The organism is Pseudomonas sp. 67(2021), assembly GCF_017491835.1.
GTDB classification, from domain to species: Bacteria; Pseudomonadota; Gammaproteobacteria; order Pseudomonadales; family Pseudomonadaceae; genus Aquipseudomonas; species Aquipseudomonas atacamensis.
The window spans coordinates 316689-328290 of record NZ_JAFGYL010000004.1 but is presented as its reverse complement, the minus strand read 5'-3'; the positions used below and the strand labels follow the sequence as shown (position 1 = coordinate 328290).

Annotated in this window: 13 protein-coding genes and 1 tRNA gene; 3 read left to right on the top strand and 11 right to left on the bottom strand. The window is 56.1% G+C overall.

Annotated features, from left to right (window positions below):
* Window positions 1-526: 526 nt before the first annotated feature.
* Together J5M66_RS08515 and J5M66_RS08510 are read left to right on the top strand one after the other, a co-directional pair.
* Complete coding sequence (locus J5M66_RS08515) at window positions 527-1444, top strand: DNA-processing protein DprA (RefSeq protein ID WP_207807987.1); 918 nt, start codon at window positions 527-529, stop codon at window positions 1442-1444.
* Window positions 1416-2057, top strand: coding sequence for a phosphoribosyltransferase (locus J5M66_RS08510; protein WP_207808090.1), 642 nt, complete (start codon window positions 1416-1418; stop codon window positions 2055-2057). The genes J5M66_RS08515 and J5M66_RS08510 overlap by 29 nt, the downstream gene beginning before the upstream one ends.
* Before the next feature lie 322 nt (window positions 2058-2379).
* Here the strand turns inward: J5M66_RS08510 and J5M66_RS08505 are convergent, their stop codons facing one another.
* The 7 genes from J5M66_RS08505 to J5M66_RS08475 all read right to left on the bottom strand — a co-directional run bounded on the left by J5M66_RS08505 (window position 2380) and on the right by J5M66_RS08475 (window position 7921).
* Window positions 2380-2952 carry a hypothetical protein gene (locus J5M66_RS08505; protein WP_207807986.1) on the bottom strand — a complete coding sequence of 191 codons (573 nt, stop codon included), beginning with the start codon at window positions 2950-2952 and terminating at the stop codon, window positions 2380-2382.
* A gap of 250 nt (window positions 2953-3202) precedes the next feature.
* Window positions 3203-3278, bottom strand: a tRNA-Thr gene (locus J5M66_RS08500).
* Window positions 3279-3706: 428 nt separating this feature from the next.
* On the bottom strand, window positions 3707-4942 hold the full coding sequence (locus J5M66_RS08495) for a methyltransferase (protein ID WP_207807985.1): 1236 nt from the start codon (window positions 4940-4942) through the stop codon (window positions 3707-3709).
* A complete protein-coding gene (locus J5M66_RS08490) occupies window positions 4923-5612 on the bottom strand; it encodes an ABC transporter permease (RefSeq protein WP_016772145.1) in 690 nt (229 codons plus the stop codon). The genes J5M66_RS08495 and J5M66_RS08490 overlap by 20 nt, the downstream gene beginning before the upstream one ends.
* Window positions 5609-6304 carry an ABC transporter permease gene (locus J5M66_RS08485; RefSeq protein WP_024011207.1) on the bottom strand — a complete coding sequence of 232 codons (696 nt, stop codon included), beginning with the start codon at window positions 6302-6304 and terminating at the stop codon, window positions 5609-5611. The genes J5M66_RS08490 and J5M66_RS08485 overlap by 4 nt, the downstream gene beginning before the upstream one ends.
* Before the next feature lie 77 nt (window positions 6305-6381).
* Entirely contained in the window at window positions 6382-7134 is a 753-nt protein-coding gene (locus tag J5M66_RS08480) for an ABC transporter substrate-binding protein (RefSeq protein WP_125925801.1), read from the bottom strand.
* Window positions 7135-7147: 13 nt separating this feature from the next.
* A complete protein-coding gene (locus J5M66_RS08475) occupies window positions 7148-7921 on the bottom strand; it encodes an ABC transporter ATP-binding protein (RefSeq protein ID WP_024011209.1) in 774 nt (257 codons plus the stop codon).
* Between the two features lie 543 nt (window positions 7922-8464).
* On the opposite strand from J5M66_RS08475, the gene gabP reads away from it, so the two are divergent.
* Entirely contained in the window at window positions 8465-9856 is a 1392-nt protein-coding gene (gene gabP / locus J5M66_RS08470; protein ID WP_207807984.1) for a GABA permease, read from the top strand.
* Window positions 9857-9933: 77 nt separating this feature from the next.
* Here the strand turns inward: gabP and vapC are convergent, their stop codons facing one another.
* From vapC to J5M66_RS08450, 4 genes are all read right to left on the bottom strand, one after another.
* Window positions 9934-10332, bottom strand: a complete 399-nt coding sequence (gene vapC, locus J5M66_RS08465) for a tRNA(fMet)-specific endonuclease VapC (RefSeq protein ID WP_206421226.1) — start codon at window positions 10330-10332, stop codon at window positions 9934-9936.
* A complete protein-coding gene (gene vapB, locus J5M66_RS08460) occupies window positions 10332-10562 on the bottom strand; it encodes a type II toxin-antitoxin system VapB family antitoxin (protein ID WP_076565118.1) in 231 nt (76 codons plus the stop codon). Before vapB ends, vapC begins: the two co-directional genes overlap by 1 nt.
* Before the next feature lie 165 nt (window positions 10563-10727).
* A complete protein-coding gene (locus J5M66_RS08455; RefSeq protein ID WP_122751812.1) occupies window positions 10728-11180 on the bottom strand; it encodes a hypothetical protein in 453 nt (150 codons plus the stop codon).
* A 6-nt stretch (window positions 11181-11186) separates the two neighbouring features.
* A complete protein-coding gene (locus J5M66_RS08450; protein ID WP_207807983.1) occupies window positions 11187-11600 on the bottom strand; it encodes a hypothetical protein in 414 nt (137 codons plus the stop codon).
* Window positions 11601-11602: the final 2 nt, after the last annotated feature.

The window sequence follows — 11602 nt, the reverse complement described above, 5'->3', positions numbered from 1 at the left end:
TATTTATATTCCATAGTTCCACTCTAATTAAAAATTTCAGTCTGTAACCATTTCATCATCGAGCTTACGGAGGGATAGGGGATCTTATGCCTCTGAGCACCTAAACGTTCCTACGCATTCAATATGTCTCCAAGCAGGGAGGTCGGGCGTAAGTGTTAAAACTTGAGACATATCCTCTCTAGCCTTCTTTTTGGCGCAAGTGCTTGATGAGAGGAGCTCATCGCTTCCCAGCATCAGGATAGTTTCACATGCCGAGCGACGTTCGTGATGCACAAAATTCAGATGCCCCCCTGCACCCACCGCCCTTCGCTTTGCCTATCGAGCGAAAACCGGGAACCCTCGTGAAGGAAATCACCTCCAAATATTCGTAATTTGCCCTCGCTGATGACTACGGGGGCGACGTCGCGTACATTGAACATATCAAGCATGCTGGAGGCCACTTCTGTGGCGCTCAACGCTGCTGAGGACCAGATTTCCATCTGGCAAAGGAGTGCCCATGCTGCATAGAGCTATAGAAGCCCCATACATGACCACCAATGTCGCCCACACAAAAATTTTCAACTCGAGGCCGATCTCGCCTCTTGAGGAAATGTGTGCCTACGAATCGCTTTGGCAAAACCAAGGCGCTTGGTTTGCGAACCTCGCAGATCTTTTCCGGAATAATCCTGGCGCAATCCCTTCGGATTTAGTCGACGCGGATCGTATAGCCGAGACCCTCGAAAACCTCAAAAGGGTAATTGGCGAGGAAGCTCTTTCATCCACCGGCATCCGAGTTCATGGCGCCGGCGAATATCCACAGAAGCTACGCGATGCAGACCATCCTGTAGAGGTCCTGTACTACCAAGGTAACTGGGAACTAGTAGAAACAGACTCTGTGGCAATTGTTGGAACGCGAAGCCCTACAGACGAGGGTACTTTCAACGCGGGACTAATCGCTCACAAATTGGTGAAAAGTGGGTTTACAGTAGTTTCAGGTCTAGCGAAGGGTATAGACACCGCTGCCCATAAAGCGGCCCTCGCAGCGGGAGGTAACACAGTAGCAGTCATCGGCACACCGCTAAACGACTACTATCCAAAAGAGAATATGGACTTACAGAAGCATATTGCTCAGCACCATCTTCTTATATCTCAAGTCCCATTCTTAAGATACAAAGATCAAAACTATAAGACCAATCGTCTTTTCTTTCCTGCAAGAAATGTAACGATGTCCGCGCTTACTCAAGCGACAATCATAGTAGAAGCCGGAAATACGTCTGGAACGCTTGTGCAAGCAAGAGCGGCATTAGCACAGAAGAGAAAACTTTTCATCTTAGAAAGTTGCTTCAGAAATCCAGAACTAAACTGGCCGGCTAGATTTGAAAAGCTCGGAGCTATTCGCGTACAAAACGTCTCTGACATAATCGGATTACTCACGGATGACCAGGCCAATACAGCTAGACAATGACAGTTATCGATATTTGGATGACGGGGATTACTGCTACCATTTTTTGGAGTACACATCTGGCGGCGGATTCAAAATAAGTCAAGGGAATCAACAGATTCTGAACTTGAAAAAGCGGCCTACCTCATCCGAGAATGAGCTGTACTACAAGCGTAAAGCTATTGAGTTTTGGGGCGACCTACTTTCTGCGGAGCTGAATCTCAGTGCTTCAGCCTTAAATTCTACCTTCATGCCCATGCCATGCTCCAAGCCCATTGGCCATCAGGACTACGATGATCGTATGCTGAAGGTGTTAAGGCGCATGGCCCGTAACACTCCTCAATTGGACATCCGCGAATTGCTCTTACAAGATCGAGCAAGGACTAGCCAGCATGAAGGGGAGCGCCTCAGCCCAGAACAAATTGCGTCGGACATGTCGGTCAACCAAGCCGCCTTGGTATTACCCATCAAGGAAAACCTTGTGGTAGTGGATGACGTGATCACAATGGGGGCATCCTTCAAGGCGGCCAAAATTTTAGTTGAAAGAGCTGGAATTCGGACACAGGTAGTCGGTTTATTTCTTGCCAAGACGATCTGGCCGCCCAGTGAATTGGATGACTGGTTAGCTGCTTTGTAACCGAAAGGGTATTGATTAAATCAAGTGTCCTACTCTGACGGCCCGTTTGTCGGGGAAAACTGACATTCAGCTTTGCTCCAGATGGAACGGTAGGAAATTTAAAAAGAGAGTAGATTTGTGAGTAGATCAGTCAGCATAGCTCTTTAAAACCCTTTAAAAACAATCACTAAATGCATCAGTTCGATTCCGTCTCTGCTCTTAAGGCACCTAGCCTGAGCAAACCATCGGTCAAGTGGGGGCTGTTGTGGAGCCTCAGCGACTTGTTGCATATCGGTAAATTGCCAATGCCGCCCTCCTACAGTGGGGCGGCAGCTCAACTGTTTTAATTGACTGGGATAGCCTTAACGATGTTGAACATCGACAACATTTTGCCAGCCTGAAGGTACGCGAGAAGTATCAGCACATAGGACGCCATGACTAACGACACGGCAGACCACTGGCAAACATCTCCGGCTCTCTCATGCCACTTCAATCGATCAGCAAAGAAATACTGTGCTAGATAAGTAATGGCAGTTGCTAACCCTGTGGCGAAAAGCGCCCAACCAAGCAATGCCATGGTCAATGCGAGAGCCTCAACCCCTTCAGGCTTTAATGCTGACCAAGCAGACCCGGCGAACGCTAGTAGTGCCGCAGCGGAACCCCCTGATACCAAGAAACAGGTTTTCAGGGCGTTAGTACCAGCTTCCCAGCCAGACCTAACCATTTCAATGTCCCATTGATGCGAATGCTCGGCATCTTGAAGTTGTGTCTCTGGAGAACCGGCGTTTTGCATCGCATGTCCTTTGAGCTGTTCGAGGTACTGATTGAGAGCATCTACGTTGACAGTCGTAAGCCCTTTTTCCTTGTTATTTTTTAGATCTTTCTGAAGAACCTCGATCGCTTGTTTCGCATCCATTCCAGTTGACCCCTGAGATTTTGAAGAGGGCAATCATATCAGTCGCCAATTTGGAGGCGTCTGTCCAAGCTAGGATGGTGATGGTGTCAGGGGGAATGTTTGTGGGATATGGATCTTTGCGCGCATAACCGGCGTGTGAGGAATCACTAGCCATTTAGAGAAACGGGGAATGAACGGGGAAAATTGCTAATCACGGGAGCCTAAAACGAAAAAGGCCCACCGTAAGGTGAGCCTAAGTCGTTGTTCTATATGGTGCCGGCACCAGGAGTCGAACCCGGGACCTACTGATTACAAGTCAGTTGCTCTACCAACTGAGCTATACCGGCGTGTGGGCGACGATTATAGCGATTGGGTAGATCCTGTAAACCCCTGAATTCAGACTATTTTTGCATTCCGGAAAAATCAGGTCCTGCGCAAATTAATGCGCAGCTTTTGTACCTCAAGCGCAGTAAGGCATTTATGCAGGGCGTACGGTTGAGTCTGGGCTTTCGGGACCCTGCAGTTATTCACTCGGCCAGCCCAATATTCGTCGGTTATGTCCTTTTGGTTGGCAGCTTATGCACAACTGAGGGGCGCTAGGACTGCTTGGGGCGAGGTTTTGTGAAGCCATTCTCATCTTGTTCGCAAATCCCTGTTTTACAGGTTTTTATTTATGTGAACAAAAAATGACCAGTGTTGTTAAGGCGACGAAACATGCGCAGATAATGGATCCACGGAAAATCCATCAACAGAGTTATCCACAGGCTGTAACGTTTTAAGCGCGTTCGGCGAGCAGCAGTAAATTACGCGGCGTGAGGCAGGCGTCGCAAAAGGTGCCGAGGCGTACGACGTATCCCTGTTCTGCGAGGAAAAGCGCCCGATCCAGATTCAGCCAGAGCTCCAGCGGTCGGCGGAACAATCCGCGAAGCAATTCCAGGTTGCGAACTTCGGCCAACCGCTGCCAACCGGCGGCTTCGAGTGTCGACCAGTCTGGCAAGCCGACTGTGGATAACTCCTTCAGTGCTGACAGATCGAGACAATAGTCCGCAAACGGTTTGTCCAGCCAGGCGCTGGGCAGGGAGGGCGTTGGCAGGTATTGGTCGACGCCGCGCACTTGCCGTTGCAGCAGGTCGAAAGCCAGGCGACGAGCCATCGAGGTGTCGCGCTGACGTCGGACGCGCGCACCGGCGGTGACGGTTTCGCTCATCGGCAACGCCAGATCTTCCAGCGACAGGTGTAGGAGCGATGCCGATCCTGCGCAGGACAAGGCCTGATATTCGTTACGACTGATGCGGTTGTAGCAGCAGGGCGCGATCGCCATTTGCCGGCAACCTGCGGCACTGGCCAGTTGCATCAAGCGCACATGAAGATCACCGCACGCGTGGAGGGCGATGGGGGTGTGCGCGGCGTTCAATACGGCCGGGGCGTCTGCCGCGAGTACATCCTGTTCGACATGCAGGGCGTGCAAGTGATGACGCTGACTCAGTGCCTGACCGCTGGCGACCAAGAAAGGATCGTATTCAACGCAAGTCAATTGTTGCCCGTCACCCAACAGGCGCCGTCCCAGATGCCCTTTGCCGGAGCACCAGTCCAGCCAATGCGTCGGCTGCGAGGCAAAGGACAAGCGACCGGCAAACGCCTCGATCTGCTGCCACTTGCGCCCGGGCACATCGACATTCAAGCGATGCCCGGCAGCCTTAAACGCATGCCCCGGAAACTCACCGACCGCACTCAACTCTGCCGACAACTTCGCCAATGAAGCGAACGGCTCTGGCGCATCGACAAGATCAGCAGGATGGTTATGCGCGCGTTCTGCATCTTCCAGCGACCGCCCGCGTAGCCACGCAGACAACTCCGGGTAGGACGCTTCCCATGGAAGTTGTAGGTGAGTGAACGGCCGAGGTTTCCACAGCGCCTGATGCTTAATCAAAAAAGCATCCAGCGCGGTGAAGCGGGCGAGTAGAGCCTCGCCCGTCAGCACGTGGGAGGTATCAGCGGCCTTGGCAGGCATCGACGCGCAGCCAGCGCTCCAGCAGCTTGAAGCCGCGTACCAGCACGTAAGCCATGACCAGATAGAACACACCGGCGGCGAAGAAGATCTCCACCGGCAGATAAGTGCGGGCGATGATTGTGCGGGCCATGCCGGTCAGTTCCAGCAGGGTCACGGTGCTGGCCAGGGCGCTGGCCTTGAGCATCAGGATCACTTCGTTACTGTAGGCCGGCAGGCCGATGCGCGCGGCACGGGGCAGGATGATGTAGAACATTGCTTTGGGCCGGGACATGCCCAAGGCCCGCGCGGCTTCGATTTCACCTGGTGGAATGGCCTGAATGGCACCGCGCAGAATCTCGGCGATGTACGCCGCCGTATGCAGCGTCATGGTCACCGTTGCACACCAGAACGGATCGCGCAGGTAGGGCCACAACGCGCTTTCACGCACCGCGTCGAACTGCGCCAGGCCGTAATAGACCAGGAACAGCTGCACCAGCAGCGGCGTGCCACGGAAAAAGAAGATGTAGGCGTAAGGCAGCGAGCGCACGTACCAGCGCTTCGAAGAGCGCGCGATGCCCAGCGGAATGGCGAGCAGCAGGCCGGCAATGACCGCGATGGCGACCAGTTCCAGTGTCAGGGTCGCGCCCTGTGCCAGTTTCGGCAGCCACTTGATGATGACCTCCCAGTTCATTGCGCGCTCCTCGCAAAGCCGCGAGCGGCGCGTTTTTCCAGCAAGTGCATGCCGGTCATCGCCAGCACCGTCAGGCCGAGGTACATGATTGCCGCGACCATATAGAAGGTGAACGGTTGTTTCGACACGGTCACACCAATCTGGGCGTGACGCATGATTTCTTCCAGACCGATGACCGATACCAGCGCGGTGTCTTTCATCAGGATCATGAACAGGTTGCCCAAGCCCGGCAGGGCGATGCGCCACATCTGCGGCATGATCAAACGGGTGAAAATCCGCCACTTCGACAGGCCCAGGGCCTGGCCGGCCTCACGGTGACCCTTGGGAATGGCCAGCAGGGCGCCACGAAACACTTCCGTGGCGTACGCGCCGAAGCACAGGCCCAGTGCGATCACACCGGCGGCAAAGGCGTTGAGTTGCAGGTCGGGGTTGCCGAAGTATTCACCGAGGGTGCGCATCAGGTTGACCGTACCGAAGTAGATCAACAGCACCCAGAGCAATTCGGGGACGCCGCGTACCAGCGTCGAATAAGTGCCGCCAAGCCATTGCAGCGGCTTGTACGGGGAAGTCTTGGCCAAGGCGCCGAGCAGGCCGAGCACCAGGCCCAGGCACAGGGCGGTGAGGGCCAGTTGGACGGTCATCAGCGCGCCAGCGGCGAGCGCCGGGCCGAATCCGTAGAGGTCGATAATCATGGGTTTCTGTTCAATTTGCGGCAGGCAAAGTCGGGAGCCGGTGCCGCTTGATCACGGCGCCGGTCCCACAGGTCAGATCAATAGATGCTGAACGGGAAGTACTTGTCGTTGATTTTCTTGTAGGTACCGTCAGCGACGATTTCCTTGAGGGCTGCGTTCAGCTTGTTGCGCAGCTCGTTGTCACCCTTGCGCACGGCGATGCCGATCTTGTCGCTTTCCACCACCGGGTCGCCCTTGAACTCGTAGTCCTTGCCGGCGTCGCTTTTCAGCCAGTCATAGTTGGCGTACTTGTCGGCAAGGATCGCGTCGACACGACCGGAGGTCAGGTCGAGGTAGGCGTTTTCCTGGGTGTCGTAGAGGCTGACCTTGATGTCGTCACCGTAGGTGTCTTCCAGCCAGGTGCCGGCCAGCGTTGCGCGCTGGGTGCCGATGGTCTTGCCCTTGAGCGAGTCCTTGTCGGTTTTGAAATCGACGTTTTTCGGTGCGATGAACTGCAGCTTGTTCGAGTAGTACGGATCGGTGAAGTCCACCGCGCCTTTGCGCTCTTCGGTGATCGACAGCGAGGAGATCAGGAAGTCGAATTTCTTCGCGTTCAGGGCTGGAATGATGCCGTCCCAGTCGGAAGTGACGACGGAGCATTCGGCTTTCATCTTCGCGCACAGGGCGTCGCCGATTTCCTTGTCGAAGCCGACCACTTGGCCGCTGGCGTCTTTATTGTTGAACGGCGGGTAGGCCGCTTCGATGCCCATCTTCAGGGTTTCAGCCATGGCACCGGCGCTGAATGCGAGGGTGACGGCGGCAGCCAGGAAGACCTTTTTGAAATTCTGCATGCATGTTGCTCCGTTAGCGGTTGCTGGACATGAATTGTTTGCAGCGCGCCGAAAGCGGGTTGTCGAACACCTGCTGTGGCGATCCTTGCTCTTCTATAAGGCCCTGATGAAGGAACACCACTTCGCTGGAGACCTGGCGGGCGAAGCCCATTTCGTGGGTCACGAGCAGCATGGTGCGGCCTTCTTCGGCCAATGCGCGGATGACACTAAGTACTTCCTGAACCATTTCCGGGTCAAGCGCGGAGGTCGGTTCGTCGAACAGGATCACCTTCGGCTGCATTGCCAGCGTGCGGGCGATGGCGGCGCGTTGTTGCTGGCCGCCGGACAATTGCGCCGGATAGGCGTGGCGCTTGTCAGCGATGCCGACCTTGGCCAGCAACGCTTCGGCGACTTCGATGGCCTCGGCCTTGCTCTGGCCGAGCACGCGGCGCGGGGCCTCGATGACGTTGTCGAGCACGCTCATGTGTGGCCACAGATTAAAGTTTTGAAATACAAAACCAATCTCCGAGCGCAGGCGATTGATCTGTTTGCCGTCGGCGGCGACCAGTTCGCCGTTCTTCGCGGCTTTGAGCTTGAGTTCTTCACCGGCCACCAGGATCTGGCCCTGGTGCGGGTTTTCCAACAGGTTGATGCAGCGCAGGAACGTGGACTTGCCGGAACCGGAAGAGCCGAGGATCGAGATCACGTCGCCGTCGCGGGCGGTCAGCGAGATGCCTTTGAGCACCTCCAGCTGTCCGTAGCGTTTGTGCAAGTTGCGGATTTCCAGCGCGGGCGTGGCCTCAGCCATGTGCGTTCCTCATATATGTTGCGCTCCTGCTGTTGGCGGGCCTTCCTGGCGAGGCGGCCAAGCTAGCATAGCGTTTCAATGGCAGCCAACAGCGCTACGAGCGGTAAACGGGTGGCATGTGGCGGGTTGTCGCATCGGCGCAGCAGACTGTCGCCCCATCAACAACCGAACGGGTGTCTGATCGTGCAAACCCGTGGGTGCCGCGTAAAAAAAGGCGCGATGTTGCCAGCTTTGGCGGGGTGTTGGAAGCGCTATCCGGCCGAACGTTCCTTATTCGCCCTTTTTCTGTGCGTCGCACACTTTTTCTGTGTGTTTCTGGTGCGCGGATTCGTCTTGAATGTGAGTCGCCGGGTAACGTTCTGGCGAATAGCCATTAAACTCAATGACTTGCATCGGATGCCGGAGCCCCCGGCACTCAAGGACTTGAAACATTTTGGCGCAAATATTGCGTGCAGAATAAGGAACAGGCCGTTGGATTCTTTTTACGAGAAAGAATTTTCAGACGCGCCGGACGCACTCGCTTTCCTTGCAAAGGTAGTCTCTATGAGCAGTACCCCAAGCTCCACATGCCTCGAACAGGGGCTCAAACCGCGTCATGTGACCATGTTGTCGATCGCCGGTGTGATCGGCGCCGGTCTGTTTGTCGGCTCCGGCCACGCCATTGCTGCCGCCGGCCCGGCCGTGCTGCTGGCTTACGCCGCCGCCGGTACGTTGGTGGTGTTGGTGATGCGTATGCTCGGCGAAATGGCCGTGGCTTCGCCGGACACCGGTTCGTTCTCGACTTACGCTGACCGCGCGATCGGTCACTGGGCCGGTTTCACCATCGGCTGGTTGTACTGGTGGTTCTGGGTGCTGGTGATTCCGCTGGAAGCCAACGCCGCCGCGACCATCCTGCATGCGTGGTTCCCGGGCGTGGACATCTGGGCTTTCGCGCTGGTGATCACCATGCTGCTGACCGTGACCAACCTGTTCAGCGTGAAGAACTACGGCGAGTTCGAGTTCTGGTTCGCCCTGATCAAGGTGCTGGCGATCATCGGCTTCATCGGCCTCGGTCTGGCGGCGATTTTCGGTTTCCTGCCGACCAGTCAGGTCAGCGGTGTGTCGCATCTGTTCGACAGTGGCGGCTTCCTGCCCAACGGCATGGGCGCTGTGCTGGGCGCGATACTGACCACCATGTTCTCGTTCATGGGCACCGAGATCGTCACCATCGCGGCGGCGGAATCGAAGGACCCAGGCAAGCAGATCTCCAAGGCGACCAACTCGGTGATCTGGCGGATCGGCCTGTTCTATCTGGTTTCGATTTTCATCGTGGTGGCGCTGGTGCCGTGGAACGATCCTACCCTGGCCAACCTCGGTTCCTACCAGACCGTACTTGAGCGCATGGGCATTCCCAACGCCAAGATGATCGTCGACATCGTTGTGCTGGTGGCAGTGACCAGTTGCCTGAACTCGGCGCTGTACACCTCCTCGCGCATGCTGTTTTCCCTCGGCAAGCGCGGCGATGCCCCGGCCATGTCGACCCGCACCAACAAGAGCGGCACGCCTTACTGGGCGGTGATGCTGTCCACCGGCGCAGCGTTCCTCTGCACCTTCGCCAACTATGTGGCTCCGGCCGCGGTGTTCGAATTCCTCCTGGCCAGCTCCGGCGCCATCGCCCTGCTGGTGTACCTGGTGATCGCCTTCTCGCAACTGCGCATGCGCAAGCAGCGCATGGCGCGCGGCGAGAAGATCGTCTTCAGCATGTGGCTGTTCCCCGGGCTGACCTGGGCGGTGATCCTCTTCATCGTCGCCGCGCTGACCATCATGCTGTTCCAGGAAGCCCACCGCGTGGAGATCCTTGCCACGGGCCTGCTGAGCCTGATGGTGGTGGCTGCCGGTCTGCTGGTATCACGCCGTCGCAAGCTGGAGAAGCGTGGTGCGGTGGTGTTGAACTGATCCGCAACCAGTAATGCAAAACGGCCGCTGTCAGGGATGACTAGCGGCCGTTTTTGTTTCTGAGCTTTCCAGTCAGGTTAAACCCAGTCCTCGATTCGCAAACCGGAAACGCGTTGAAACTCCCGTACGTTGTTTGTCACTACAATGAGTCCAAGTGAGCGTGCGTGGCCAGCGATCATTTGGTCGTATGGCCCGATCGGCGTTCCAGCCTTCGCGAGTTCAGATCGAACCATCCCGGCCTGTGCGGCTGCGTCGTTATCGAAAGGCAAGACATCCAGTCGCGCGACAAATCCTTCAACAATTCCCAGATTTTTCTCCGGGGCCGCCGACTTTTCAGCACCGTAAATAAGCTCCATAAGCGTGATAGCGCTGATGCACAACTGCCCGGAATGTCGATTGAAGGCTTCCCGGACAATTTGTGGTTTGTTCTTGATGGTGAAGATGCAGATATTTGTATCCAGCATGTACTTGATCATCAGAACGACTCGCGCTCCTGTTCAGTGGGTTGCTCACGGTTAGCCATGAAATCAGGGCTGACGCTGTCGCCATCAAACCAGCTATCCCAGCTTTCTCCAGCAGGCGTAATGACGCGTGTTCTGCCAATCGCGATGACTTCCACTCGTTTAACGTCGGCGGGCATCGCAACTGCCTTTGGCAGTCGGACTGCCTGACTTCTGTTGCTCATGAAAATTGTGGTCTGCTCCATATTCGAGCTCCCGGGTCTGTTCCTGTGATTAGCTCAGGATAGATCGTGCTGGGGATATGTCAATGGGATATACATCGTCACCGGACAAAGAGTAGCTAGGCCATCCAAACAAAAACGGCCGCTGTCAGGGATGACTAGCGGCCGTTTTTTGTTTCTGAGAAGGGCTTATTCGCTCTTGTCTTCCTGGGGCTCTACCGACTTGCCATAAGCATCCAGCGCCACGCCGAAATCCGTAATGAACTGCGGCTCGCTCAGCCAGGCCTGGGCTTGTTCGATGGTCATGCCGTCGGCCCACATGCGGTAGTCGACGAGCATATCGGCGGCCAGGTGGGTGGCGGCCATGCCTTCGTTGTCGGCGTTTTCCATGTCGAGCAGTTCAGGATGGTCGACGATGATGAAGGCCAGTTCGCGCAGCAGGGTCAGCAGCATTTCGTCGCGACTGACCGCTTCGGCGTCACGCATTTTGCTGAACATCGCCAGGGTGTATTCCGGGATCGGCTCGGCGAGGTGGCCGAGGTCTTCGTCCTGATCCAGCGGTTTGCGCCCGACCATGCGGATTTGCTTGGCTTTGGCCTTGGCGCGTTTGGCGCGTTTCTGTTGCTTGTTCAGGGATGCCATGGGAGCTCAGTTCTTCTGTTGGGTTTGTGCCGCGATCGCGTCGGATGCCGCTACATAGTCAGCCTGGAAGGCCGGGGATTCGATCCACGCCAGTGCGCCAGCCTCGTCGGTTTCCTGCGACCACTGGCGATACTCGATCAGCTCGGCGAGGATGAAATCCATCGCGCCTTCTTCGCCTTCCTGCTCATAGACCAGTTCCAGCAGCGGATCTTCAAGGAACGCGGTGCACATGGCCTGTTGGCTGATCTTCTCGGCGTCGATCATTTTCTTGAACAGCTCGGTCAGGTCCACCGATTCGAAATCGATGCGGTCGTCGTTCGGGTCCAGCTCGACCGGCGCTTCGGCACGCTTGGTGCGGTTCTGCTTGGCCTTGGCTTTGGCCCGGGTGGCGCGTTTTTGCTGCTTGTTGGCGGAGGCCATGA